Genomic DNA, 24350 nt, shown 5'->3' on the forward strand with positions numbered 1-24350 from the left:
CCCTGATTATTCCGCAATCAGCGCGTGGAAACTGAACAGGCCCTCCGGGTCGGTCCAGGCGGCTTCGCTGCGCCAGCCGCCGCGTTGTGCCAGTTCCCGAAAAGACTCGAGGCTGTATTTGTAGGAGTTCTCGGTGTGGATGGTCTCGCCGGCGGTAAAATCGATCTGCCGTCCGCCGAGGGAAAGGCTTTGATCCGCCAGGCTTACCAGATGCATCTCGACGCGCCCTTCCTCGGCGTTGTAGAGCGCCTTGTGCCGGAAGGCCTCGAGACTGAAGTCGCCGCCGAGCTCGCGGTTGATGCGGACCAGAAGGTTGAGATTGAAAGCCGCGGTCACGCCCTGCGCATCGTCATAGGCGGCTTCCAGGCGCGCCGGGTCTTTCTGTAGATCGGCCCCGACCAGCAAGCGCGCAGCGGGGCCGAGCAGACTGCGGACACGGTCGAGAAAAGCCGCCGCCTCGTCCGGCTCGAAATTGCCGATGGTCGACCCGGGGAAGAAGCCGACCAGCCGGTCGCGGGACACCTGATGGGGAAGGGTGAAGCGGCTTGTGTAGTCCGCGTGCAGTGGGATCACCGGCAGGCTGAAGTCCGCCGCCACCTGCTTCGCCGCGGCGTCCAGGTGCTCGCCGGAAATGTCGATGGGCACGTAAAGGCGCAGCGCGGCCAGGGCATCCAGCAGAATCCGCGTTTTCACCGATGAACCGCTGCCGAACTCCACCAGGGTGGCGCCGGTGCCGATCAGTGTTGCAATTTCAGCCGACTGTTCTTTCAGCAGGGCGGTTTCGGCGCGGGTCAGATAGTACTCGTCAAGATCGGTAATGGCATCGAACAGCTGCGAGCCCCTGGCGTCATAGAAGTACTTGCTCTCAATGGTTTTCTGCCGCTTCGAAAGGCCGCTCAGAACACTGGCCAGGAAAGCCTCGTCGATGGGCCGGGGTTCCGTCTTGGCGTCCAGAACCGTTTCTGCCACTGCTGTCATTGTCTGTCCTTTGCCAGTCTCAGGCCGGTGAACTGCCAGCGCTGATGGGGATAGAAGAAATTGCGATAGCTGGCGCGCAGTTGCGCTTGGGGCGTGACGCAGGAACCGCCGCGCAGAACGAACTGGTTGCACATGAACTTGCCGTTGTACTCGCCGACCGCGCCTTCGGGCGCGCGGAAGCCGGGGTAGGGGCTGTAGGGGCTCTGGCTCCATTCCCAGACATCCCCGACAAGCTGGCTAGGCCTTGCCAGACCGCCCTGCGCCGTCGTTACCGGGGGCGCCACCCGGGGCGCCAGGACGTCGCTTTCCAGAAGGTTGCCGGTCAGGGTGGCGTTGCCAAGCGCCAATTCCAGCTCGGCCTCCAGCGGCAGGCGCAGGCCGGCCCAGCGGGCGTAGGCTTCGGCCTCGTAGAAGCTGACGTGACAGACCGGTGCGTCGGGGTCGATCAGGCGCAGGCCCTGCAGGCTCATGGCGGTCCAGCCGCCGTCCTTCGGTTCCCAGTACAGCGGGGCGCCCCAGCCTTCGGCCTGGCAGCGCGCCCAGCCGTCGGAAAGCCAGAGGCCCGGTTTGCGGTAGCCGCCGTCTTCCATGAAGGCCAGCCACTCGGCGTTGGTCACCAGGCGCGAGGCCAGGGCAAAGGGCTGCAGCAGGGTTTCGTGGCGCGGGCCTTCGCAATCAAAGGCAAAACCCTTGCTGTCGTGGCCGATCTCCACAACGCCGCCGTCGTAGTCGCACCAGACCAGCGGCGGGGCGACCTGTCCTTCATCGGGGGCGCTGTCGCGATAGGCCGGGTGCAGCGGGTTCTGCGCCAGAAGGTGCAGGATGTCGGTGAGCAGCAATTCCTGGTGCTGCATCTCATGATGCAGGCCGAGTTCCAGAAGCGGCGCGATCTGCAGCCAGGCCTCCAGGGGCGCCGCCTCAACCAGCTTCTCCATCGCCTGATCGACGTGGCGGCGATAAGCCATCACCTCGGCCACCGGCGGGCGGGTCAGCAGGCCGCGGCGCGGCCGGGCATGGCGGGCGCCCACCGCTTCGTAATAGGAGTTGAAGAGATAGCCGTAACCTTCGCGGAACACCCGGTAACCGGGATCATGGTCCTGCAGGATGAAGGTTTCGAAGAACCAGCTTGTGTGGGCCAAATGCCACTTGGCCGGGCTGGCGTCCTCCATCGACTGGGCGACCATGTCTTCCGGCGAAAGCGGGGCGGCCAGGGTGAGGCTGCGCGCGCGCACCGCGACAAAGGCGTCGTGCAGACGGCGGCGCTGCGCCGCATCGGGGTCGTTCCCCCCGGCAGGCAGGCCCGCCGATTCGGTGACGGGCGACTCGGCGACGGCTTTGTCGGCCATTGGTTCCGGGGCACCGCTGTCTTGCAGTGCCGTGTTCGCTGCCTGCCGCATGATGGAAATCCCCCTTTACCTGTCTGTGGTGAGACGCTGCAGGCCGGTCCCTATTCCCGATTTCTTGTTCGCTGCGCTTTCACGCATCGGAACAAAGCACAGGATGGGCGGGGCCGCTTGCCACTTTGTGTCGTTTTGAAGAAGCTTCGATGACGCGGCATGATGGGCCGCCGGATGATGGAACAGGCCTGCGGGCCTGAAACGGCAAAGGCCAAGCTGCGGTTCCCCGGTCATCTGTGTTCCGTCTTTCAGCATCGCCTCCCGCGCCGTTTCGCGCCGGCCGTTCTCCCTCTTCCATATGCGATACTGGGTGGCGAATGAAAGATCGACATCTGCGCCTTGCTGGTGCAATTTTGCACCAGCAACAAATGGCGTAGAGCACGAGGTGGGGTAGCATCGGATGGGCCTGTAGAGATGGATTGGGACAATCTGCGTATCTTTCTGGCCCTGGCGCGGGAGAAGTCGGTGCGTGGCGCCGCCACCGGGCTGGGGGTCAGTCATTCCACGGTGTCGCGCCGTATCGATGCCTTCGAGCAGACCCTGGGGGTGCGCCTTTTCGAGCGCCTGCCCGACGGCTATGTGCTGACGCCCTTCGGCGAAGACATGATCCAGACCGCAAGGCGCCTGGAAGAGGCGGTGAACGGTCTCCAACGCCGGGTGCTGGGCCAGGATGCGCGGCTGCGCGGCGACCTGCGTGTGACCATGCCCGATCTGCTGGCGGCGAAGCTGCTGATGCCCGATCTGGTGGCCTTCGGGGAGCGCTATCCCGACATCAATCTCGAAGTGGCGATTTCCTATACCCCTTTTGATCTCGGCCGGCGCGAGGCGGACGTGGCGATCCGCATCACCCGCGACCCGCCGGAGCCCCTGATCGGCCGCAAGATCATCACCTATGCCCGGGCGACCTATGCCTCGCGCGATTATCTGTCCCGCCACGACCCGGAGCATGCCCCGGAGTCGGTCACCTGGATCGGCTGGGACGACCGCAGCCGCCATCCGCGCTGGGTGCGCGACAGCTCATTCCCCAACGCCTCGGTGCGCGGGCGGCTGAATAACGCCATGGTGCAGCTGGCCGCTGCCAAGGCGGGCATGGGTCTGGCCATGCTGCCTTGCTTCATGGGCGATACGGAGGCCGATCTGCGCCGGGTGCCGCCGGGCAAGCCGGAACCGGCCTGGGACATCTGGATCCTAACCCACGAAGACCTGCGCGCCACTGCCCGGGTGCGCGCCTTCATGGATTTCATGGCAGAAGCCTTCCTCGGCCACCGCGACCTGCTGGAGGGGCGGTTACCGCAAGTTTAGTGCCCCCTGCTGCGCGGGATGCCGATTTCCCCCTCACCCCGACCCTCTCCCACGGAGGGGAGAGGGGGAAACAAATAAGGTCGAGTCGGCTCTATTTCCCTCTCCCCTTTGTGGGAGAGGGAGGGGCCCGCGCAGCGGGAGGGTGAGGGGGCTTCAGTGTCCTGCGCAGCGGGAGGGTGAGGGGCTTACTTCTCGCGCGGGGCGTCGATGGAATTGGCGAGGATGCGGCTGAGCTGGGTGAGGGAGCGGCCGGTTTCCTGCTGCCAGCCGTTGAAGGCCGCCTGCACCTTGGCGAGGTCGGCCTTGCCGGTGGGGTTCTTGTCCACCACCTTGGCGCGGATCAGCGCCGCCGTCACATCGGGCGACAGCAGAAAGCTGTCCTTGCCCATGAAGCGCAGGAAGTAAGGCCCGGTGTAGCCGCCCAGGCGCGCGCCGCGCTTTTTCAGCAGCGCCCAGAGATTGACGATATCCTCTGACGGCCAGTCGGCGAAGAACCTGGCGGCGCTGCCGTGCTCCCTCGCCAAGTCGCTCAGGAAAATCGCGTTGTGGCGCACCGCGGCGATCTTGGCGCCGTGTCGGATGATGCGGGAATCGCGGCTGAGCACATCCAGGTCTTCGTCGGACAGAAGCGCCATGCGCCCGACATCGAATTTCTGGAAGGCAGCCTCGAAATCCGGCCATTTCTGTTCCACCACCCGCCAGACGAAACCGGCCTGGAAGATGCGCTTGGTCATCTCCGCCAGATAGCGGTCGTCGCCCAGCTTCTTCAGCGCCACCTTGCTCTTGGGCTTGCTGCCCGCGATCAGCTTTTCCAGGGCCGCTTCGCCGCCCTTGCGCTTGGCTGCGCGTGCGTAGATCTGTTTGAAGGATGCCATTGCCCGTTCCGTCTGCCTGTTCCGCCGCCTAATGATTGACGGCAGAGGCCTGACTGCCTAGAGAAAAGAACACAGCGACGGAAAGAGTGCTGACATGTCCCTGACTAAAGACCAGATCGTCGCCGCCAACCGCGCGTCCTGGAACGAGGCGGCGGCGCACCATCGCGAACACGATCAGTGGACCGCGCTGCTGAAGGGTTTCGCCCAGCCCGGCCATTCGGTACTGGACGAGACCATGGCCGCACGTTTGCAGGCCATCGGCCTGGAGGGCAGGGCGGTGGCGCAGCTCTGCTGCAACAACGCGCGGGAGCTGCTGTCGATCAAGAACCTCGGCGCCGCCAGCGTCACCGGCTTCGATTTCGCCGAGGAATTTCTCGACCAGGGCCGCGAACTGGCCGCCGCCGGCGGTATCGAGGCCGAGCTTGTGCAGACCGACATCAACAAGATCCCCAGCGACTACGACGGGCGCTTCGATCTGGCGGTGGTGACCATCGGCGTCTTCGGCTGGCAGCCCGACCTCGCGGCCTTCTTCGCCACGGCGCAGCGCATCCTGAAACCCGGCGGGCGGATCTTCATCTATGAGGACCATCCGATCCTCAACATGTACGAAGACCGCGAGGAACGGCTGCCGCCGGTGCCGGACGAATCCTATTTCCGTTCCGACCCCTACCGCAGCGACGACGGCCTCGACTACTGGGCCAAGGAAGACTACGACGCCAAGCCCTGTTTCTGGATGTTCCACAAGATGAGCGACGTGATCATGGCCCTGGTGACCTCAGGCTTCGCCATCGAGGATTTCGAGGAGTTCCCTCACAACATCGGCACCCGCGAGCAGTTCGAAAACCAGCCGCAGCAACTACCGCTGAGTTATGTGCTGGTGGGGCGGAAAGAAGGGTAGGCTACCCCACCGCCGGGCCCTTCAGTTCCACGGTGTTGCCGTCGGGGTCCTGGATGTAGAGGGAGGGGCCTTTGCCTTCGGCGCCGATGCGCTCCACCACCTCGCCGACGTCGACGCCGTGGCTTTCAAGATGGCTGCGGATCGCCGGGGGATCGAAGGGTTCGATGCGTACCGCGAAGTGATCCATGTTGTGGCCGCCGCCGATGGCTTCTGCTTCCTCCGGCCCCATCGCGGTCTGCATGAGGTCGATCATCGAGGCGCCGGCGCGCAGTTGCACCAAGCCGATGGACTCGACCCGCCGTTCCTCCCGGCAGCCCAGTACCTGGGTGTAGAAAGTCAGGGCGCGCTCCAGGTCGGCGACGCAGACGACGACATGATCCAGGTTCTTGATGGCGAAGGCCATGATTCTCCCCTCCAGCTGACAACCGGAACTATAGCATCTAGCGCCGGAAAGGGTGCGCCTGCACCCCGACCATCGCGCCTGATGTTATGTCGAACGTGAGGCGCCGATCTTCAACCGTTTCCACGACGAAGCGGCTGGAGTCATCGATTCCGACGGTCCGCCCCCAAAGAAAGTGCGAGGTTGTGAGTTCCAGTTTTGCCGTGTCCTCGATCACTTCGGAGAGCGGTACCGCGCGAATCAGCCGGTCGCGCCGCCAGAAGGAGATCATGACCGTTTCCGGCCGGTAATCCCACTGCAGCAGCTCCAGGCCCCTGTAGCCGACGATCATATGCTCTCCGTCGTCCGCCAGAAAGGCGTCGCGGAACCAGCCGGGCCGCCGCCAGAGGGGCAGGCCCTGGTGGAAAACCGTGGTTTCGTTTGCCGCGGCGTCCATCACCGCGCAATAGAGCCCGTTCGGGGAGCAGATTTCCCGGTCCGTCGGCGGCGGCAGGGGTTCGTCGGCGCCGGCATCGGGGGCGAGGGCCCAGATAACCGCCAAAACCGGAACCATCATCCTGCAAAGCCACAGTCGCACGTCCTGCATCTCCCACTATCCAGGCCGACCCTGACCCATTAGAACTCAAGACTATGGCAAAAGCATGGGCCGACCAGCCGGCCGGTGCCGGAACCGTGCCAACCTGCTGTATTGGGTGAGCGATGGCCAAAGAGGTTCGACTATGACGCTTTCCGGTGGCTGCCTTTGCGGTGCCGTGCGTTTTGAAATCAGGGGCGGGCTGAGCGATGCGCATGCCTGCCATTGCCGTCTCTGTCGCCGGCAGAGCGGCCATTTTGCGGTGGCGAGCGATGCCGAACGCGCGGACTTCACCCTGACAGAGACGCGGGGCCTGACCTGGTATCGATCCTCGGAAATCGCGCAGCGCGGGTTCTGCCGCGACTGCGGCTCCGTGCTGTTCTGGGACGATGGCGGCGAGGCCGTCAGCATCAACCTCGGCAGCCTCGACGGGCCCAGCGGCGTCACCCTGACCAAGCACATCTTCGTCGATCAAAAGGGCGACTACTACACGATCGCCGACGGCCTGCCGCAGTTCGAAGGGTATGACCGGCCGGTAGAGCCGGATTAAGCGGGCGCGGGGCGGTTACCCCTCACCCAGCTTCGGCTAAGCTCGGCGCTGCCTCGCCAAGCCTTCACAACCCTCTTCCACAAAGGAAGAGGGAGGGTGAGGGGGATCAGCTCTCCGGCCGCTTGAAGCGCTTGTGGGGGATCAGGGCGATGGGGACGATCTCCACCAGCAGTTCGGGGATTACCAGGCCCGGCACCTGGATGAGGATGCTGGCCGGGGCCGTCGGCGTCTTGAAGTGTCGAGCGCGCACCTGCTGAATCGCCGGCAGGTCGTCGCGGTTCAGGAAGTAGACGGTCATGGAGACGATGTCGTCCAGGGTGCCGCCGGCGGCCTCCAGGATCACCCGGGTGTTGTCGATGGCCTTTTCCATCTGCGCGGCGCAGTCGCCGGGGCCGATGACCTTGCTCTCCGCGTCCCAGGCGACCTGCCCGGTAACATAGAGCGTCACCCCTTCGCCGGCGATCACGCCCTGCGAAAAGGCCCGCCCGTTCGGCCCCCAGATGCCCGGAGGATTGAAACCATAGGCCATGATGAACTCCTAGTTTTGGTTACTGCGTTGGCGTGCCGCGCGAGTGGCGGCGTTGTCACGTCGAATAGAGAAGATTAACAATGCGACGGCGCCGATGATGGCAGCAACACCCAGCCAAAACCCGCCGTTCGCCAGCCAAGTGTAAAGCTCCTTCAGGGCGGCTTTCTCCGGGAATCCTGCCAACCAAGCATATGTGATAGCTGTCCACATCAGGAAGGCGCCGAGCAGGAGGAGCAGAAGCATTGCTACGACCCGCCAGAACCAGCCTTTCGCCGATATGGGTGTGATTGAAACCATGTTACAATTGTAAAGGTGCGAAGCTTAATCAATTGTTGTGGCCGTTGCTGACCGAGAGCGTGGCGGCCCGCCCTGAGAAGGTTTGTCGCAAGCGGCTTATTGCTCCGCCACTTCCCCTCTTACGACCCTCCAGATGTCTTCATGGCGCTCCAACGCCAGATCGGCCCGGATGCCTTCTGCCGGGTAGGTCAGGGTTACCCGCGATGCGGCGCCCTTCAGGTCGAGGGTTTCGATCAACATCTGGGCATCGTCGATCCGATCCCGGGGGAGAACCACGACATCCGTTCCGAACTTCGTCAGCGCCAGGCCGGCACAGAGATCGACCTTGCAGGCAAGGCGCAGCGGCGTCCGTTCCGGCAGCGTGTCGGCGTGGTAGTACGGATCCAGACCGTCAAAGTCGATAGCCGCCTGCAGAACCTGCGCATGATCGTTGCGGCCTGGATAGGCAGATGCCGGTGCCGTCATCATCAGGAGGCCGGCCAGGGCGGCTGAGACGCAGATCTTCATTGTCAGGGGAACGCCGCTGTAATTGGGGGTGGCAGGAGACGATGGATCACTTTCATTCGTGAAGAAGGTTAGCCGGCCGTGAGTCGTTCCGGCAAGCTGGGAGGTTCAAGCCCTTAGGGTCATGGATCGCTCTGCCGCCTGGCCGGCCTTTGAACCCCCGGGCTGCTGCGCGCGACATATCGCCAATGGCGCCGGCCGGATCACGCCTGATCGAGCGGAGATTGTCCCATATCGATTTTCTCCTCTGTCATAATTTGGGAAACAAAGATGAACACCAAGGGTTTTAGTGCTCTGCTTTTCGGCATCGCTCTGGTCTGCGGGGGCGGTGCCCCGGCTGCCCAGGCGCAAACGGTACCTGCTGCCTGCTACCAGGCGCCGGTCCGGGCGGATTGCGCCGGGCCGCTTCTGGATCGCCTGTTGGACCGGATAAACCAGGAAGAGAAGGCGGACAGAGGTCAACTGACGATCGCCCTTGCTGATAAACTCATAAACAACGGTTCCCTGGACAGCGCTCTCAGGGTCGTGCTGGAGATCGACCAGACCCCCGTGAAAGAGGCGAAGCTTGCCGTGCTGGGCGTCATGCGGGCGAATGTGCGGGAATACGCGAAGGCGCGGGATATTGCCGATCTGATCGGCGATCCGCAGTCGAAGCGTGCGGTGTTGGGCGCCATCGTCAATCGCTTCGTGCTGGATGGGGAGGTTGAACCGGCGTTGCTTCTCGTCAAAGAGGTCGGCGATGACTACCTGTCGGACGATTTTCAGGCTGGCCTGGTCCGGCTGTTCGCCATCGACGAGCGATTCAGCCTGGCATGGGAGAACGCAAAAGAGATCGGCGATACGGGCGTTCGGAACAACGCGTACTTCGGGCTGGCTCTTGCACAGATCAGATCGCAGCCGCTGGCTGATGTTCAGCGCTCTCTGATGGCGATAGACGATCCGGCGGCGCTTGCGCGGGACTTTGCGACGGTTGGCATGCAGGCCTATCACTTGAAAAAGGCGGCGGAGGCGGACCGGCTGTTCGAGCAGGCGATGACCGCCCTGGAAGCCTTGGAGGTGACGCACGAGAGTGACACCGATGCGCTGCGGCGGAACATTGCTTTCAGTCTGGAGACGTCCGGGAAACTGGGCGCTGCCCTGAAAGTTGCCCAAGGCATCAACCTAATTGACCAAAGGCTCACGGTGTTGGGGCGGCTTGCAACGACCCTGGCAACACAGGGTGACACAGAGCAGGCGCGGGATGTCTTTCAGAACAACCTGGCCGCGACAGCCGAATTCACTGACCCGGCACAGCGCGCCTACGCGATGAGACAGCAGGCCGAATTGATGATGACCGCGGGTCTTGCCGAGGACGCTTTGGCCGTTGCCGACAGGATCGAGGACTTCTCTCTTCAAGACGCCGCCGAGACCCGTCTGGCCGTCGGCCGTGTCGCCCTTATGGCCGACAAATACGATCTGGCGGAGCAGATCATCGACGGCATTAAGGCGGATGACCGTCTTCGGCTTCTTGGGTTGAGTTGGATTGCTTTCAACAGTGCCGTTGACGGCGACAGCGAGCGTGCGAACCGATTGGCCGATTCCGTTCAGATGAATCTTGAGATGGACGAGGTCGACTACCTCGCGGAAATCGTTCGCGAGCTTGTGGAAGTGCATTTGAGGCTCGGGCAGTTCGACAGAGCAAAAGCCCTTGTCGGCTGGGTGGAGGATGCCGATGCCCGCTTCGCGATGCTGGCCCGCCTGGGTGATGCCGCGGCGAGAGGCGGTAAGGATGCGCTGGCCAGGGAATCCCTGGAGAAAAGACTGGACCTTATCGCAGCCGATGCGTTCGACAACGGCTACGCCCGCATCGGCGTCACTGCGCAGAGTCTGCCGGCCAGCCAGACGCCGGAAGACATCCTTGCGCTTTCCACGCGGCTGAAGTCTCCGGGGATGGAATGGTTGTTCCTCAACGTTGCCGCCATAACCCTGGCGGAGAGGGAGCGGTTGGCGGACGCCCAGAAGCTGGTGAAGCTGGCCGACGATCCGGATCTCAGCGCCGAATTCGAACTGCCGGAGCTGGCGGCGCTGCTGATCCAAAGCCTTAAATTGGAATAGGTTTAATTTTCGGATCGCATTGGATGCGATTCGGCGTCAATGCCTGACATGCGGCAGTTTGGAGCAACCGCTGTCCCCCCCTCACCCCGACCCTCTCCCACGAAGGGGAGAGGGGGAAACAAAGAGAGCTCTCTTTAAAACCCCTCTCCCCTTCGTGGGAGAGGGAGGGGCCCGCGTTAGCGGGAGGGTGAGGGGGATCGCTTACCGCTGCGCGGTGTCCCAGTTGGGGGCGATCCAGACCGGGGCGTCCGAGGAAGGCAGGGGCGTCTTGCCGCGAATTGTGTCGGCGAGTTTTTCGGCCAGCATGATGGTCGGCGCGTTCAGATTGCCGCTGACGATGGAGGGCATGATGGAGGCGTCGACCACGCGCAAAGCCTCCAGCCCGTGCACCTTCGCAGCGCCGTCGACCACGGCCATGGAGTCCGTACCCATCCTGCAGCTGCACGACGGGTGATAGGCGCTTTCGACGTGTTCGCGCACGAAGGCGTCGAGCTCTTCGTCGCTCTGCGCCGCCGGGCCCGGCGCCAGCTCCGGCCCGCGGAATTCATCGAAGGCCTTCTGGGCGAAAACCTCCCGCGTCAGGCGGATACCGGCCCGGAACTCCTGCCGGTCTGCCTCCTGCGAGAGGTAGTTGAAGAGGATGCGCGGCGGTGCCTTGGGGTCTGAAGACTTCAGGGTAACCTCGCCGCGGCTTTGCGAGCGCATCGGCCCGACATGGGCCTGGAAGCCGTGGCTGCCGGCCGGGCTGCTGCCGTCGTAGTTCATGGCGATGGGCAGGAAGTGATACTGCAGGTCCGGGTGCTCGACGCCCGCGCGGCTGCGGATGAAACCGCCGGCTTCGAAGTGGCTGGTGGCACCCAGGCCCTTCTTGAAGAACAGCCAGTCGAAGCCGATCTTCGCCTGGTTCCAGGGTTTCAGCGCCGAATAAAGCGTGATCGGCTGGGTGCAGGCGTGCTGGACGTAGACCTCCAGGTGGTCCTGCAGGTTCTTGCCGACGCCGGGCAGGTCCTGCACCACCGGGATGCCCTGGGCGGTCAGTTCGTCCGCCGGGCCGATGCCGGAAAGCAGCAGCACCTGCGGTGAGTTGATCGCACCACCGGAGAGTATGACCTCGCGTTCCGCCCGCACCTCGATGCGCTCGTTTCCCTTGGCCAGTTCGACACCGACGGCGCGGTTGTTCTCGATCAACAGGCGGGTGGTCAGCGCCCGGGTCCAGACGGTGAGGTCGGGCCTGGTCATCGCCGGCTTCAGGTAGGCGACCATGGCGCTCCAGCGCCGCCCGTTGTGGACCGTCATGTCCATGTGGGCGAAGCCTTCCTGCTGCCGCCCGTTCATGTCCGATGTTACCGGATAGCCGGCCTGACGCCCGGCCTCGATCCAGGCCTGGAACAGCGGGTTGGTGCAGGCCCCGGCGGAAACCTGCAGCGGGCCGTCGCCGCCGCGGTAGTCGTCGGGTCCGCGCTCGTAGGTCTCGGCCTTGCGGAAGTAGGGCAGCACATCGGCATAGGACCAGCCGCTCAGCCCCGATTGACCCCAGCGGTCGTAGTCGCGTGCGTGGCCGCGCACATAAGCCATGCCGTTGATGGAGGAGGAGCCGCCCAGCACCCGCCCGCGCGGGCAGTAGAGCTGGCGGTTGTTTACATGGGGCTCCGGCTCAGAATGGTAGAACCAGTTGTATTTGTCATTGGCGAGCGGCTTTGCGAGGGCCGCCGGCATATGAATGAAAATCGAGTTGTCGCGCCCGCCGGCCTCCAGCACCAGGACCCTGACGTCCGGGTCTTCGCTCAGACGGCTGGCCAGCACGCAGCCGGCCGAACCGGCGCCGACGATAATGTAGTCGAAGCTTTCGCTCGCTGCCATGGAAGAACTTTCTAGTAAGGCGAGTCGACGCCGTTCATGGCGACGTAGACGCTTTTCAACTGGCTGTAGTGTTCGATGGCGGCCAGGCCGTTCTCGCGGCCGATGCCGGATTGCTTCATGCCGCCGAAGGGCACTGCGATCGGCGTGATGTTATAGGTGTTGATCCAGCAGCTGCCGGCCTGCAGCTTGGCGATGACGCGGTGGGCGCGGGTCAGGTCGCGGGTAAAGACCCCGGCGGAAAGGCCGAACTCGGTGTCGTTGGCGCGGGCGATCACTTCGTCGTCGTCGCTGAACGCCAGCACGGTCATCACCGGCCCGAAAATCTCCTCGCGCACGATGGTCATGTCGTCGGCACAGCCGGCGAAGATGGTGGGCTGCACGAAGTTGCCGGCGGCCAGCGCGGTATCGTCGGGCCGTCCGCCACCGGCGGCGAGCTTCGCGCCCTCGGCAATGCCTTTTTCGATATAGCCCAGAACCTTCTCGGCGTGATCCTTGGAAATCAGCGCGCCGACCTGGGTCTCCGGGTCCATGGGATCGCCGATCTTCAGCGCCGCGGTTTTCTCGACCAGCCGCGCCAGAAAGGCGTCGTGGACGCGCTCGTGAACGAAGACCCGGGTGCCGTTGGAGCAGACTTCGCCCTGGGTGTAGAAGTTGGCGAGCAGGGCGCCGTGTACGGCATTTTCGATGTCCGCGTCCTCGAAGACGATCATCGGCGACTTGCCGCCCAGCTCCAGGGTTACGGCCTTCAGGGTCTCCGCCGCATCGGCCATGACCTTCTTGCCGGTGCCGACCTCGCCGGTCAGCGAGACCTTGGCGATACCCGGATGGCGTGTCAGCAGGCGTCCGGTGTCGCCGAAGCCCTGAACCACGTTGAAGACGCCGTCGGGCAGGCCGGCCTCGGTATAGATCTCCGCCAGCTTCAGGGCGGTGAGGGGGGTCAGCTCCGCCGGCTTGAAGATCATCGCATTGCCGCAGGCCAGCGCCGGGGCGGACTTCCAGCAGGCGATCTGCATGGGGTAGTTCCAGGCGCCGATGCCCGCGCAGATGCCCAGCGGTTCGCGCCGGGTATAGGCGAAGTCGCCGCCGAGGTCGTAGTGCTCGCCGTGCAGGGTGCCGGCGACGCCGGAAAAGAACTCCAGGCACTCGGCGCCGGAGGCGATGTCGACCACCTCGGCCTCCTGGATCGGCTTGCCGTTGTCCAGCACCTCCAGTTCGGCCAGTTCGCGGTTGCGCGCGCGCAGCAGGCGTGCGGCCTCGCCCAGAATGCGGCCCCGCTCGGCGCCGTTCATCGCCGACCAGACGGCGAAACCTTCCTGCGCGGCGGCCACGGCGGCTTCGACATCCTCGGCACCGGCCTGCTGGATAGAGCAGATCACTTCGCCGTTTGCCGGGTTCAGGGTTTCGAAGCTCTCGCCGCTCAGGGCGTCACGGTAGCCGCCGCCGATGTAGAGTTTTTGTTCGGGCAGGTTGCGCATCACTTACTTTCCAAGAGCGGGGTTTCCAAAAGTCGGTCGACATAGTCGCGGGCGATCAGGCGTGCCTGATCCATGGTGAGGGGGCCGCTGGAGAGCGCGCAGCGCAGCCACAGCCCTTCGATCATCGCGGCGAGACCGGCGGCGGCTGTGCGCGCCTCTTCGGCCGGCAGCAGTTGTTTGAAGGCATGGCCCAGGTTGCTCAGCATGCGCCGCTCGTTGATCTTCTGGATGCGCCAGAGCGCCGGGGCATAGCGCGCCTCCGACCAGAAGGCGAGCCAGGCGGAAACCGTTTCCGGGTCCATCTGATCGTCGGAGAAGTTCGCGGCGATCACCGCGTCGATGCGCTGGCGCGGTGTTTCCGCGGCGCTCAGATGGCGCAGCGTTTCCTGCAGCAGGTCCTGTGCGAGGGAGCGCATGGTGGCGGCGAGCAGGCCTGCTTTGTCTTCGAAGTAGTGGGCGACGATGCCGCCGGAGAGGCCGGCGTTGCGGCTTATGCGCGAGATTGTGGCATTGGCGAAACCCTCTTCGTGGATCGAGGTTATGGTCGCCGCAATCAGTTGCCGGCGCCGCAGATCCTCCATTCCAACCTTGGGCATGTCAGCGCCAGCCTTTCGCCAGAACAACGCGGTTCGGAACCCGCGATCCGGCAGGCTCTCTCTAGACTGGTATTTTATTTTGATTGAACGTTCAATCAAAAAAACATAGCCTTGCATGATCATTCCAAAGAATGTTCCGCTTCCCTTCGGCGCAGTCGGGCCTGTGCGGGCTGGGGCAGCGAAGCAATGAACAAACGCGCAAGACATAGGGAAAGAGGAGGCTAATTCCATGCAGCGGAGAATCCATTTCGGCCTGGCGGCGGCAGCGGCCCTGGCACTTTCGACAGCGGCCGGCAGCGCCCTGGCAGCCGATCCGGCGGCCTGTAAGGAAGTCAGTTTCGCCGACGTCGGCTGGACCGACATCACCGCGACCACGGCGGCGACCTCGGTGGTTTTGAAAGGACTGGGATACGAACCCGAAGATGAGCTTTTGGCGGTGCCGGTGACCTACGCCAGCCTGAAGAACGGCGACATCGACATCTTCCTCGGCAACTGGATGCCGACCATGGAAGGCGATCTGGCCAAGTATCGCGACGAGGGCTCGGTCGAGGTTCTGGGTGCCAATCTGGAAGGCGCCAAGTACACGCTCGCGGTGCCGAGCTATACTGCGGAAGCCGGCATCAAGGACTTTGCCGATATCGCCAAGTTCAAGGACGAACTGGACGGCAAGATCTACGGCATCGAGCCGGGCAACGACGGCAACCGCCTGATCCAGGATATGATCGATAAGGATGCTTTCGGCCTGAAGGGCTTCGAGGTGGTGGAGTCTTCCGAAGCGGGCATGTTGACCCAGGTCGCGCGCTCCGAAAAGCGCAAGGAGCACATCGTGTTCCTGGGCTGGGCGCCGCACCCGATGAACAACAACCACGAACTGGTCTATCTCTCCGGCGGCGATGATTTCTTCGGCCCTGACTTCGGCGGTGCCACGGTCTTCACCAACGTGCGCAAGGGCTATACCAGCGATTGCCCCAATGTCGGCCAGTTGCTCGCCAACCTGAAGTTCACCCTGCCCATGGAGGGCGCCATCATGGGCGCGATCCTGGATGACGAGAAAGATCCGCAGGACGCGGCGACGGCCTGGCTGCAGGCCAATCCGGGGATCCTGGACGGCTGGCTCGCCGGTGTGAAGACGCTGGACGGCGGCGAAGGCCTGCCGGCCGTGAAGGCGCATCTCGGCCTGTAAGTCTTCCGGTGAAAAACGTATAAACTGGGAACGGTCAGACCGCAGGGTCTGGCCGTTTTCGCTTTTGTGCCTTTATAGAACAAAGAAAAAGGGGGGCTTGGGATGGAGTTTCTTGAGGATCATAAAATCCCGCTGGGCAAGTGGATCAAGGCTTTCGTGGATTTCCTCAACGACCACGCGGCCTGGTTTTTCGACGGCATCTCCGGCGTTCTGAGTTTCCTGATCAACGGTCTGGTTGACGTCCTCCAGGCGATTCCGGCGCTCCTGCTGGTGGCCCTGATCGCCGCCGGCGCCTACTGGCTGCAGCGGTCGATCTGGCTGGCGGTCGGCGTGGTGCTCTCCCTGCTGCTGATCATCAACCTCGGCTATTGGGAAGAGACCGTCGAGACTCTCGCTCTGGTCATCTATGCCACCTTTTTCTGCACGGCGATCGGCGTGCCGGTGGGGATTGCCGCGGCCCATCGTCCCTGGCTCTATACGGCCTTGCGGCCGGTGCTGGATCTGATGCAGACCATCCCGACCTTTGCCTATCTGATCCCGACCCTGATCATCTTCGGTCTGGGCGTGGTGCCGGGCCTGATCTCCACGGTGATCTTCGCCATTCCCGCGCCGATCCGCCTGACCTACCTCGGCGTTTCCTCGGTGCCCAAGAACCTGGTCGAGGCCGGCGAATCCTTCGGCGCCACCAGGAGCCAGCTGCTCTGGAAGGTCGAACTGCCCCATGCCATGCCGACCATCATGGCCGGGATCACCCAGTGCATCATGCTGTCGCTTTCCATGGTGGTGATCGCCGCCCTGGTGGGTGCCGACGGTCTCGGCAAGCCGGTGGTGCGGGCGCTGAACACGGTGAATGTCGCCCAGGGTTTCGAGGCCGGCCTCTCCATCGTCATCGTCGCCATCCTGTTGGACCGGCTCTGCAAGCAGCGCGGACCCGCCGCGAAGAAGGGGGGCTGAGGCCATGACCGTTCAAGATACAACAGTCGTCGACTTCCAGAACGTCGACATCATCTTCGGCAAGGAAACCGGGCCGGCGGTCACCCTGTTGGACGGCGGTGCGACCCGCGACGAGATTCTGGACAAGACCGGCAACGTGCTCGGCGTCGCCGGTGCTTCCCTGGCCATCGAGGAGGGTGAGATCTGCGTCCTCATGGGCCTGTCCGGCTCCGGCAAGTCGACCCTGCTGCGCGCCGTCAACGGCCTGAACAAGGTGACGCGCGGTGTTGTGATGGTCCGCGACGAGAGCGGCCCGGGTGGTGCTGAAATGGTCGATGTCGCCTCCTGCGACGCCGCCACCCTGCGGCGGCTGCGCATGAACCGGGTCGCCATGGTGTTTCAGCAGTTTGCCCTGCTGCCCTGGCGCACGGTGAAGGAGAACGTCGGCCTGGGGCTGGAGCTGCGCGGCATGGCGACGGCGGAGCGCGATGCCATCGTCGAGGAAAAGCTGGAAATGGTCGGCCTGTCGCAATGGAAGGACAAGTTCGCGCATGAGCTTTCCGGCGGCATGCAGCAGCGCGTCGGCCTGGCACGGGCCTTTGCCACCGATGCGGATATCCTGCTGATGGACGAACCTTTCTCGGCCCTCGACCCGCTGATCCGCGATCACCTTCAGGATGAATTGCTGGAACTGCAGCACCGGCTGAAAAAGACCATCATCTTCGTCAGCCATGATCTGGACGAGGCGCTGAAGCTGGGCACCCACATCGCCATCATGGAGGCCGGGCGCATCGTGCAGTACGGCGAGCCCGAGGCCATTGTGCTGAACCCGGCCAACGACTATGTCGCCGAGTTCGTCGCCCATATGAATCCGCTGAACGTGCTGCGCGGCGGCTCTCTCATGACGTCCGTCGCGGAACTGAAGCGTGAGGATGACAGCGTACTGCTGGACAGCCGGGGCCGTTTCCGGGTGAAGCTGGATGACCAGGGCGCGCCGGTCTCGGTCACCCTCGACGGCTACCTCGGGCGTCTGCTGCCCTACAGCGAGGACCTGGATATGGCCGACCTGCCGCCGACCGCCCTGATCACTGCACCCTGCGACATGTCGATGCGGGTCGCCATCGAACTGCGCCAGGCCACCGGCCATCCCGTCGCCCTGATGGAGGACGGCAAACTGGTGGGCGTCTGCGGCGACGAGGAAATCTATGCCGGCATCCTGCGTCAGAGCCAGGTTGCGGATAAACCGGCGGAGGCGGCGGCTTCGTGACCATTCAGGGTATCCTCTTTGACAAAGACGGCACCCTGCTGGACTACCACGCCACCTGGATGCCGTTGAACCGGCGGGCGGCGCTGGCGGCGGCGGGGGGTGACGTGGTGCTGGCGGAGCGCCTGCTGGTGGCTTCCGGCTACGACCCTGTAAGCGATACCTGCGTCGCCGACTCGGTCCTGGTCGCCGGCAGCAACGACGATCTTGGGATCTGCTGGGCCGAGGTTGTCGGCGGCGACGCGGCGGAACTGACCGATCGGCTGTCGCGGATCTTCGAGGCCGGCAGCGCCGAGACCGCTGTGGCCGTCGAAGGCCTGGGTGAAACGCTGGAGGCCCTGGCGGCGGGCGGCCTGACCCTCGGCGTTGCCACCAACGACAGCGAGGAGGGCGCGCTGAACAGCCTGGCGCCCTTCGGTGTGCTGGACCGTTTCGATTTCATCGCCGGCTACGATTCCGGCCATGGCGCCAAGCCCGGCCCCGGCATGGTCCAGGGCTTCTGCAAAGCGATGGGCATCGCTCCGGCGGCGGTTGCCGTTGTCGGTGACAGCCGCCACGATATGGAGATGGGGCGGCGCGCCGGCGCCGGCCTGCTGGTCGGGGTGCTCACCGGAAGCGGCGGCCACGACGACCTCGCCCCGCATTCGCACCATGTGCTGGACAGCATCGCCGGGTTGGAGGCATTGCTCGGCGACGTGGCGGGCAAGCGGAGAGCGTAGTTTTCCCCTCACCCCGACCCTCTCCACAAGGGGAGAGGGAGGGCCCCGCGCAGTGGGAGGGTGAGGGGGGACACTGCCTCCCGCACAGCGGGAGTGTGAGAGGGCTTCAGGTGCCGCCTACAACACCTCGCCACCCAACGCCGGAAAGACCTTCGACACCTTGCTCAGCAGGTAATCGCCGTAGGTGCCTTCGAAGGCCTGCAGGTCGGCGCCGTCCCAGCGTGGGGCGTCGCCGCCGTCGCCTTTCATGGCCTCCGGCGGCAGCGGTTTCATGTCCGCCGCGAAGTCGGGATCGAAGAACAGGGGGAAGGAGAGGCGCTCCTGGCCGCTGACGTTCTTCACACGGTGCGGGGTCGAGCGGTACCAGCCGCCGGTCAGGCGGTCCAGCATGTCGCCGATGTTGCAGACCAGGGTGCCGGGCAGGGGCGGGGCGGCGATCCAGCCGTCGGGCGTTTTCACCTGCAGGCCGCCGTGCTGATCCTGTGCCAGCAGGGTCAGCAGGCCGTAATCGCTGTGCTCACCCACGCCCCAGTTCTCTTCACCGTCGTCAGACGGCGGTGTGGGCGGATAGTGAAATATGCGGAACAGCACCGTCGGGTCGGCGGTGTAGTGCCGGTTGAAGTAGTCGGCGGCGAGGCCGAGGCTGAGGGCCACCCCTTCGATCAGGTGGTGCGCCGCCCTGACCGTCGCGGCCATGTAGGTCTCCACGGCTGGGCGCAGCTCCGGCACCTCTGCCGGCCAGAGGTTGGCACCGTGCAGCGGCCAGCCGGCTGTCACGCGGGGATGATCGGCGGGCAGTTCGCTGCCGAAGTAAAGCCCCTCCTTGCCGTCGGGCCGGCCGGAGGTGAGTTCCCCGCCCAGTGGAAAGAAGCCGCGCCAGGCGCGCCCGCCCTGGCTCATGGGAATGCGCAGCTTGGTTTCTTCCGGCAGCGCGAAGAAGCGTCGGCTGGCCGCATCGAGATCCGTCAAGGTCTGGTCGCCAACGCTGTGGCCGGTGACATAGAAGAAGCCGCTGGCCCGACAAGCCGCCTCGATCTCTTTGGCGACGCCCGCCCGGCCCGCCGTGTCCTCACGCCGGAACAGCGGCGCCATATCGATGACGGGCAGAGTGCTGATGGATTTTGCAGTCTGTCGCATAGCGCCACAGGCTAGCCGATGAGCCTGTTCCTTTGAAAGCGATCCTTTGTTTGAACCTTTTCCGCTCTTCACCGACTCACACTATTAGCGGCGGCCTGTGGGGAGATTTCCACAAGGGCTGTTCCGCCTGATGTCCCAATGACAAAGGAGACAAATATGTCCGTTTCACGATTGATGCCCAAGTTGGCCCTGATGCTGGCGATCAGCCTGCCCGCCGGCTATGCGATGGCCCACGATTCCGTGGACTGTGAGCTGGATGCGGAATCCTATTGTGATGAAATTCATGGTGGCGATTCGGTTGGCTGGGAACAGTGCGCCGCCTATGCGGTGGATTTCTGCTCGGACCATGTCCACCTGCCGGGCCAAAGCACGCGGCCCGATAAGTTGCAGATCAAGCAGGAGAACGAGAGGGTCAAGGGACTGTTCATGAAGGAGCTCGAGGATTCGCGTCGCAAGTAGCGGCTGTTCCCTGACATCAGCAGCAATGGCGGTGTCCTTCTCGGCGAGCCCCGGCGATCTTCGCCGGGGTTCGCCATGAGGCTTAGCCGGCGGCGCGACCGCGCCGTCGGCCCTCACGGCGGCGCCTGGCGGGGGCGGCTGGAATCTCCCCCAGGGGTCCGGCCTGCTGTTGCTCGGCGCCCTTGGAGATTTCGCCCAGTTTGGCGATGACCGTCGCCATCTCCGGCGGCGCAGCCTTCTCATGGGTCTCCAGGGCTGCGCGCATGGCACGGATATGCTCCGGCGAGGTGCCGCAGCAGCCGCCGATGATGCGCACACCGGCATCGACGGCAAGGCGCGCATAGTCGGCCATCAGCGCCGGCGTGCCGGTGTACTCGATGGCGCCCTCGACATACTGGGGAATGCCGCAGTTGCTCTTGGCGACCAGCACGTCGGTTTCCGCTTTCGCGTCTTTCAGGTTCAAGAGAGCGGCCATCAGTTCCGAGGCGCCGGTGCCGCAGTTGCCGCCGAAGGCGAGCGGCCCGGGGGTCAGTTCATGGGCCAGGCTGGCGAACTGCGCCGGGGTGATCCCCATCATGGTGCGCCCGTTGGTATCGAAGGAGAGGGTGACCACGTAGGGCAGGCCGGCGGCGGTCGCGCCCTGAACCGCGGCCTTCACCTCATCGACCGCCGACATGGTTTCGATCCAGGCGACATCGGCGCCGCCAGCGGCAAGACCCTTGGCCTGTTCTTCGAAAGCTGCCGCCCCCGTCTCTATGGTCATCGGCCCCAGCGGCTCGAAGAGATCGCCGGTCGGACCGATGGAGCCGGCGACGATCACATCATCGCGGCCACTCTCCTTGGCGGCGCGACGGGCCAGTTCGGCGGCGGCCTTGTTGATCTCGAAGACCTTGTCCTCGGCCCTGTGCAACTTCATCCGGTTGGCGGTGCCGCCGAAGGTGTTGGTCAGAACGATGTCGGAGCCGGCATCGATGAAGCTGCGGTAATGCCGGACAACATCGTCCGGGCGCTCCAGATTCCAGATCTCCGGCGCGTCGCCATGCTGCAGGCCCATGGCGAAGAAATTGGTGCCGGTGGCCCCATCGGCCAGCAGCCAGGGGCGGGTCTTCAGAAGTTCAGTCAGGCGGTCAGCCATATCAGCGTAAAAGTCCTTTGGATAATCGCGTGTTTCCCTACGGGAACCGCGGAAAGCGGGACGATAAGGTTTCTCATGAAAGAGGGCAAGAATAGCACCGCAGCCGTTAAAAAAAGCCCCCTCACCCTCCCGCTTCGCGGGGCCCTCCCTCTCCCGCGAGGAGAGAGGGTCTATGCGGCAGTCTCGCAACATCTCCCTCTCCCCTCGTGGGAGAGGGTCGGGGTGAGGGGGCTTTTTTGGTTTAAGCCCACAACCGCACGTTCTCCGGGTCGTCAGCGTTTTACGACCTCATCCGCTCATTGGTCGGGTCGTAGAGCCCCTTCATGCCAACGGCTTCGACCTGGACGGGGAACTTCTGGTTGAAGTACTCGATCTCGAGCCGGCGGCCCGCCTCGCAGTAGTCCTGCGGCAGGTAGCCGAGCGCGATGTTCTTTCCGATCGACGGACCGTAGGCCAGGCTGGTCGTGTAGGAGCGCCGGCCGAGCGAGTCGATCAGCACGTCGCCGGTCTTAGGATTGACGATCGGGCAGTTGCCCATCGGGAAGCGCGCCACGCCGTCCTTGTCGTTATTGTCCGTTACCGTGAGCGTGCAGAGCATCGCCGGCTGCTGCGCGCGCTCGCGCTGCTTGAGATAGACGGCCTTGCCGTGGAAATCGGCGGCCTTGACCTTCGGACGGGCGAGACCGGCCTCGACCAGATTGTACTCGGTCAGAAGGTCTGCGTTCTGAAGGCGCAGGCTCTTCTCCAGCCGGCGGCTGTTGGCGTAGGTCTCGATCCCGATCGGGGCGATGCCGACCTCGCGGAACATGTCCCACAGCGCCAGGCCGTAGCTGAGCGGGAAGTGGAGTTCCCAGCCCTGCTCACCGACATAAGAGATGCGGAAACCCTTCACCGGCACGCCGCGCAGGGTGAAGTCCCGGCTGGCCGCGAAGGGGAAGTTCTCCGGATCGAGCCCGGCCGGATTGTCGGCCAGTTTCTTCAGGCTCTCGCGGGCGTTCGGCCCCCAGACTCCGATGCAGCCATAATGATCGGTCCGGTCCTCGACGAAGACCGACCATTCCTTGTCCTGTGTCATGCGGCGCAGGTAGGTGGCATCCCGGTTGCCGGCATCGCCGCCGTCGATGACCCGGAAGCGGTCCTCGGCCAGACGCAGGACGGTCAGGTCCGCCCGCACGCCGCCGGCGGCGTCGAGGAAGTTGGTGTAGACGCCCTTGCCGAGCGGCGTGTCGCCCGCGACCTTCGAGGAGGAGACGTACTCCATCAGCCGTTCCGCGTCGCGGCCCGAGACGTCGTAGATCGCGAAGTGGGACAGGTTGACCATGCCGACGTTCTCGGAGAGCTCCAGATGCTCGGCGTTGGAAACCCGCCAGAAGTGGCGGTTGTCCCACTCGTTCAGGCGCTCCGGCACGCGCTCGGCGTATTTGGCCAGCAGCGTCTCCTCGTTGGAGGCGTAGCCGTGCGCCCGTTCCCAGCCGGCGATCTCCATGAAATGGCCGCCCAGCTCCTTCTCCCGCAGATAGAAGGGGCTGCATCGCAGGTTCCGGCCTTTGGAGTAGGGTTCGCGATTGTGTACCGGCGGATTGTAGATCTTGAACGCCGTCTCATAGCAGCGGTCGTGGATATAGCGTTCCGTCTTCTGAATCGGATAGTAGCGGGCGTAGTCGATGCTGTGATGGTCGAACTCGGTCCGGCCGTCGGTCATCCAGTCCGCGATGAGCTTGCCCGTGCCCGGGCCGTCCTTGATCCAGACGGACACGCCGTACCACAGGCCGCGCACGTCAGGCGATTCGCCGATGGAGGGCCCGCCGTCGCCGGTCACCTGAAGCAGCCCGTTGAAGGAATACTTCTCGTTGTAGCCGAGTTCCCCGAGGATCGGGGTCAGCTCCATCGCGCGCTCCAGGGGTTCGATAACCTGCTCCATCTCCAGGTCGCGCTGGGAGGGTGAGAGGCGGGCCTCCTCCTTCTCCAGCAGGTCACGCGGATGGACGAGGCGGGGCTCCTTCTCTTCGTAATAGCCCCATTCGATCTGTCCGCCCTCGCTCGTCTTCGGATCGCCGGTGTCGCGCAGGTAGGCGGAGTTGCCCTGGTCGCGCAGCAGGGGATAACCGATCTCCTTGCCGGTGCCCGCGAATTCCGTGTAGGGCCCGAAGAAGGTCAGCGGATGGTCGACCGGCATAACCGGCAGGTCCTCGCCCGCCATCTCCGCGATCAGGCGACCCCAGAGGCCGGCGCAAACGACGACGGTGGGCGCCTCGATATAGCCGCGCGTGGTGTGGACGCCCTTGATGTGGCCGTTCTCGATATCGAGACCGGTACAGGCTGTATTGGCCATCGTCTTCAGCTTGCCGGTTTCCTCTGCGTCGCGGATCATCTCCCCGGCGACGACCTGGGAGCGCGGGATCACCAGACCCGCATCCGGATCCCAAAGCGCACCCTGGATGACGTCTTCATCGACCAGCGGCATCAGCTCCTTCACCTTCTTGGGCGTGATCATTTCGACCCGGTTGCCGAAGGCGCGGCCGGAGCTGACCCGGCGTTCGAGTTCGCGCATCCGTTCGTCGTCGCCCTTGCGGGCAACCTCAATGCCGCCGATGCGCGCGTAGCGGCCGCGCTTTTCGAAGAAGTCGATGCTGTACTTGGTCGTGAAGATCGTTATCTGGTCGTGCATCGTGTTGAAACAGAAGTCCGACGCATGGCCGGTCGAGCCGATGTCGGTCGGGATGCCCGATTTGTCGATCCCGATGATGTTGTCCCAGCCCCGCTCGATCAGGTGATGGGCAACGGAGGCCCCGACGATGCCGCCCTGTCCGATGATCACGACGTTCGCGCTCTTGTGGAACTGCGCCATTAATACCGTCTCCGTCTAAGAACGTTGCGTCACCTGACCGGCAATCCTGTACTGCCCGCCGCCGCCCCCGGGCCCGCCTGCGGGCCGGCCTCGCTCATGCCTTATCCCGGGACGGAGGGCCGTCCCGGCAAGGTGCCCATTGTTTCCCGAAGCGGCGGCGCGCGCACCCCGTTCCGGCGACCGCATTTGTCGTATCCCCGACATAGCCGGCAAGGGGGCGGCCCCTTCGGGCCGGGTCCTGGAACTTTCAGGAATTCCGCGGTTTTCAGCCTGCGATCCAGGGGGCTGCTTGGCGCGTTTCCACCCGACACGGTCGCGCTTGCGACAGAGCGCCGAAAGCCGT

23 protein-coding genes are annotated in these 24350 nt (G+C 64.3%); 9 read left to right on the top strand and 14 right to left on the bottom strand.

Features of this window, described 5'->3' with window-relative positions; all coding sequences use genetic code 11:
* Positions 1–6 precede the first annotated feature (6 nt).
* Positions 7–978 (bottom strand): L-histidine N(alpha)-methyltransferase, encoded by a 972-nt coding sequence (gene egtD, locus HBA54_RS09840; RefSeq protein WP_167223946.1) that lies wholly within the window; start codon positions 976–978, stop codon positions 7–9.
* Complete coding sequence (gene egtB, locus HBA54_RS09845) at positions 975–2375, bottom strand: ergothioneine biosynthesis protein EgtB (protein WP_240932597.1); 1401 nt, start codon at positions 2373–2375, stop codon at positions 975–977. The genes egtD and egtB overlap by 4 nt, the downstream gene beginning before the upstream one ends.
* Positions 2376–2789: 414 nt before the next feature.
* Here egtB and HBA54_RS09850 point away from each other — a divergent pair, with 414 nt between their 5' ends.
* Entirely contained in the window at positions 2790–3677 is an 888-nt protein-coding gene (locus HBA54_RS09850) for a LysR family transcriptional regulator (protein WP_167223948.1), read from the top strand.
* A 185-nt stretch (positions 3678–3862) separates the two neighbouring features.
* On the opposite strand, the gene HBA54_RS09855 is transcribed toward HBA54_RS09850, so the two are convergent.
* On the bottom strand, positions 3863–4552 hold the full coding sequence (locus HBA54_RS09855; RefSeq protein WP_167223950.1) for a DNA-3-methyladenine glycosylase I: 690 nt from the start codon (positions 4550–4552) through the stop codon (positions 3863–3865).
* Positions 4553–4646: 94 nt separating this feature from the next.
* Between HBA54_RS09855 and HBA54_RS09860 the strand changes: the two genes are divergently transcribed.
* Complete coding sequence (locus HBA54_RS09860) at positions 4647–5450, top strand: class I SAM-dependent methyltransferase (RefSeq protein ID WP_167223952.1); 804 nt, start codon at positions 4647–4649, stop codon at positions 5448–5450.
* Between the two features lies 1 nt (position 5451).
* On the opposite strand, the gene HBA54_RS09865 is transcribed toward HBA54_RS09860, so the two are convergent.
* Positions 5452–5853, bottom strand: coding sequence for a VOC family protein (locus tag HBA54_RS09865; RefSeq protein ID WP_167223954.1), 402 nt, complete (start codon positions 5851–5853; stop codon positions 5452–5454).
* A gap of 37 nt (positions 5854–5890) precedes the next feature.
* On the bottom strand, positions 5891–6436 hold the full coding sequence (locus HBA54_RS09870) for a hypothetical protein (protein WP_167223956.1): 546 nt from the start codon (positions 6434–6436) through the stop codon (positions 5891–5893).
* A gap of 133 nt (positions 6437–6569) precedes the next feature.
* Here HBA54_RS09870 and HBA54_RS09875 point away from each other — a divergent pair, with 133 nt between their 5' ends.
* Positions 6570–6974, top strand: coding sequence for a GFA family protein (locus HBA54_RS09875; RefSeq protein WP_167223958.1), 405 nt, complete (start codon positions 6570–6572; stop codon positions 6972–6974).
* A gap of 106 nt (positions 6975–7080) precedes the next feature.
* Here HBA54_RS09875 and HBA54_RS09880 read toward each other — a convergent pair whose 3' ends face one another.
* The 3 genes from HBA54_RS09880 to HBA54_RS09890 form a co-directional block, all read right to left on the bottom strand.
* Complete coding sequence (locus HBA54_RS09880) at positions 7081–7503, bottom strand: RidA family protein (RefSeq protein ID WP_167223960.1); 423 nt, start codon at positions 7501–7503, stop codon at positions 7081–7083.
* A gap of 9 nt (positions 7504–7512) precedes the next feature.
* Positions 7513–7746, bottom strand: a complete 234-nt coding sequence (locus HBA54_RS09885) for a hypothetical protein (protein ID WP_167223962.1) — start codon at positions 7744–7746, stop codon at positions 7513–7515.
* Between the two features lie 150 nt (positions 7747–7896).
* Positions 7897–8307 carry a hypothetical protein gene (locus tag HBA54_RS09890; protein ID WP_167223963.1) on the bottom strand — a complete coding sequence of 137 codons (411 nt, stop codon included), beginning with the start codon at positions 8305–8307 and terminating at the stop codon, positions 7897–7899.
* A 267-nt stretch (positions 8308–8574) separates the two neighbouring features.
* Between HBA54_RS09890 and HBA54_RS09895 the strand changes: the two genes are divergently transcribed.
* Complete coding sequence (locus HBA54_RS09895) at positions 8575–10398, top strand: tetratricopeptide repeat protein (protein WP_167223965.1); 1824 nt, start codon at positions 8575–8577, stop codon at positions 10396–10398.
* A 201-nt stretch (positions 10399–10599) separates the two neighbouring features.
* Here the strand turns inward: HBA54_RS09895 and betA are convergent, their stop codons facing one another.
* The 3 genes from betA to betI are packed head-to-tail and all read right to left on the bottom strand — an operon-like array spanning position 10600 to position 14329.
* Positions 10600–12258 carry a choline dehydrogenase gene (gene betA / locus HBA54_RS09900; protein WP_167223967.1) on the bottom strand — a complete coding sequence of 553 codons (1659 nt, stop codon included), beginning with the start codon at positions 12256–12258 and terminating at the stop codon, positions 10600–10602.
* A gap of 11 nt (positions 12259–12269) precedes the next feature.
* Entirely contained in the window at positions 12270–13733 is a 1464-nt protein-coding gene (gene betB, locus HBA54_RS09905; RefSeq protein ID WP_167223969.1) for a betaine-aldehyde dehydrogenase, read from the bottom strand.
* Positions 13733–14329: a transcriptional regulator BetI gene (gene betI / locus HBA54_RS09910; RefSeq protein WP_167223971.1), complete on the bottom strand. Its 597-nt coding sequence runs from the start codon at positions 14327–14329 to the stop codon at positions 13733–13735. Before betI ends, betB begins: the two co-directional genes overlap by 1 nt.
* Before the next feature lie 229 nt (positions 14330–14558).
* Between betI and HBA54_RS09915 the strand changes: the two genes are divergently transcribed.
* From HBA54_RS09915 to HBA54_RS09930, 4 genes are all read left to right on the top strand, one after another.
* Positions 14559–15512 (top strand): choline ABC transporter substrate-binding protein, encoded by a 954-nt coding sequence (locus HBA54_RS09915; protein WP_167223973.1) that lies wholly within the window; start codon positions 14559–14561, stop codon positions 15510–15512.
* Between the two features lie 102 nt (positions 15513–15614).
* A complete protein-coding gene (gene choW / locus HBA54_RS09920; protein WP_167223975.1) occupies positions 15615–16466 on the top strand; it encodes a choline ABC transporter permease subunit in 852 nt (283 codons plus the stop codon).
* A gap of 4 nt (positions 16467–16470) precedes the next feature.
* The gene (gene choV, locus HBA54_RS09925; RefSeq protein WP_167223977.1) at positions 16471–17712 is read left to right on the top strand and encodes a choline ABC transporter ATP-binding protein; all 1242 of its coding nucleotides are present in this window, start codon (positions 16471–16473) and stop codon (positions 17710–17712) included.
* On the top strand, positions 17709–18428 hold the full coding sequence (locus HBA54_RS09930) for an HAD family hydrolase (protein ID WP_167223979.1): 720 nt from the start codon (positions 17709–17711) through the stop codon (positions 18426–18428). Before choV ends, HBA54_RS09930 begins: the two co-directional genes overlap by 4 nt.
* Before the next feature lie 117 nt (positions 18429–18545).
* On the opposite strand, the gene HBA54_RS09935 is transcribed toward HBA54_RS09930, so the two are convergent.
* On the bottom strand, positions 18546–19565 hold the full coding sequence (locus HBA54_RS09935; RefSeq protein ID WP_167223980.1) for an isopenicillin N synthase family dioxygenase: 1020 nt from the start codon (positions 19563–19565) through the stop codon (positions 18546–18548).
* Positions 19566–19721: 156 nt separating this feature from the next.
* Between HBA54_RS09935 and HBA54_RS09940 the strand changes: the two genes are divergently transcribed.
* Positions 19722–20024, top strand: a complete 303-nt coding sequence (locus tag HBA54_RS09940; protein WP_167223982.1) for a hypothetical protein — start codon at positions 19722–19724, stop codon at positions 20022–20024.
* 82 nt (positions 20025–20106) lie between these two features.
* Here HBA54_RS09940 and bmt read toward each other — a convergent pair whose 3' ends face one another.
* Entirely contained in the window at positions 20107–21159 is a 1053-nt protein-coding gene (gene bmt / locus HBA54_RS09945) for a betaine--homocysteine S-methyltransferase (RefSeq protein ID WP_167223984.1), read from the bottom strand.
* Between the two features lie 280 nt (positions 21160–21439).
* Positions 21440–24007, bottom strand: a complete 2568-nt coding sequence (locus HBA54_RS09950) for a GcvT family protein (protein ID WP_167223986.1) — start codon at positions 24005–24007, stop codon at positions 21440–21442.
* Positions 24008–24350: the final 343 nt, after the last annotated feature.

This window comes from Pelagibius litoralis, from assembly GCF_011683915.1.
GTDB classification, from domain to species: domain Bacteria; phylum Pseudomonadota; class Alphaproteobacteria; order Kiloniellales; family Kiloniellaceae; genus Pelagibius; species Pelagibius litoralis.

What these genes read in the sequence shown, in the direction of transcription:
- HBA54_RS09935 (WP_167223980.1), bottom strand. Translation starts at nt 19,565, where the DNA reads ATGCGACAGACTGCAAAATCCATCAGCACTCTGCCCGTCATCGATATG.
- bmt (WP_167223984.1), bottom strand. Translation starts at nt 21,159, where the DNA reads ATGGCTGACCGCCTGACTGAACTTCTGAAGACCCGCCCCTGGCTGCTG.
- HBA54_RS09870 (WP_167223956.1), bottom strand. Translation starts at nt 6,436, where the DNA reads ATGCAGGACGTGCGACTGTGGCTTTGCAGGATGATGGTTCCGGTTTTG.
- betB (WP_167223969.1), bottom strand. Translation starts at nt 13,733, where the DNA reads ATGCGCAACCTGCCCGAACAAAAACTCTACATCGGCGGCGGCTACCGT.
- HBA54_RS09895 (WP_167223965.1), top strand. Translation starts at nt 8,575, where the DNA reads ATGAACACCAAGGGTTTTAGTGCTCTGCTTTTCGGCATCGCTCTGGTC.
- HBA54_RS09950 (WP_167223986.1), bottom strand. Translation starts at nt 24,007, where the DNA reads ATGGCGCAGTTCCACAAGAGCGCGAACGTCGTGATCATCGGACAGGGC.
- choV (WP_167223977.1), top strand. Translation starts at nt 16,471, where the DNA reads ATGACCGTTCAAGATACAACAGTCGTCGACTTCCAGAACGTCGACATC.
- betA (WP_167223967.1), bottom strand. Translation starts at nt 12,258, where the DNA reads ATGGCAGCGAGCGAAAGCTTCGACTACATTATCGTCGGCGCCGGTTCG.
- HBA54_RS09875 (WP_167223958.1), top strand. Translation starts at nt 6,570, where the DNA reads ATGACGCTTTCCGGTGGCTGCCTTTGCGGTGCCGTGCGTTTTGAAATC.
- egtB (WP_240932597.1), bottom strand. Translation starts at nt 2,375, where the DNA reads ATGCGGCAGGCAGCGAACACGGCACTGCAAGACAGCGGTGCCCCGGAA.
- HBA54_RS09885 (WP_167223962.1), bottom strand. Translation starts at nt 7,746, where the DNA reads ATGCTTCTGCTCCTCCTGCTCGGCGCCTTCCTGATGTGGACAGCTATC.
- HBA54_RS09880 (WP_167223960.1), bottom strand. Translation starts at nt 7,503, where the DNA reads ATGGCCTATGGTTTCAATCCTCCGGGCATCTGGGGGCCGAACGGGCGG.
- betI (WP_167223971.1), bottom strand. Translation starts at nt 14,329, where the DNA reads ATGCCCAAGGTTGGAATGGAGGATCTGCGGCGCCGGCAACTGATTGCG.
- egtD (WP_167223946.1), bottom strand. Translation starts at nt 978, where the DNA reads ATGACAGCAGTGGCAGAAACGGTTCTGGACGCCAAGACGGAACCCCGG.
- HBA54_RS09940 (WP_167223982.1), top strand. Translation starts at nt 19,722, where the DNA reads ATGTCCGTTTCACGATTGATGCCCAAGTTGGCCCTGATGCTGGCGATC.
- HBA54_RS09860 (WP_167223952.1), top strand. Translation starts at nt 4,647, where the DNA reads ATGTCCCTGACTAAAGACCAGATCGTCGCCGCCAACCGCGCGTCCTGG.
- choW (WP_167223975.1), top strand. Translation starts at nt 15,615, where the DNA reads ATGGAGTTTCTTGAGGATCATAAAATCCCGCTGGGCAAGTGGATCAAG.
- HBA54_RS09865 (WP_167223954.1), bottom strand. Translation starts at nt 5,853, where the DNA reads ATGGCCTTCGCCATCAAGAACCTGGATCATGTCGTCGTCTGCGTCGCC.
- HBA54_RS09850 (WP_167223948.1), top strand. Translation starts at nt 2,790, where the DNA reads ATGGATTGGGACAATCTGCGTATCTTTCTGGCCCTGGCGCGGGAGAAG.
- HBA54_RS09915 (WP_167223973.1), top strand. Translation starts at nt 14,559, where the DNA reads ATGCAGCGGAGAATCCATTTCGGCCTGGCGGCGGCAGCGGCCCTGGCA.
- HBA54_RS09890 (WP_167223963.1), bottom strand. Translation starts at nt 8,307, where the DNA reads ATGAAGATCTGCGTCTCAGCCGCCCTGGCCGGCCTCCTGATGATGACG.
- HBA54_RS09855 (WP_167223950.1), bottom strand. Translation starts at nt 4,552, where the DNA reads ATGGCATCCTTCAAACAGATCTACGCACGCGCAGCCAAGCGCAAGGGC.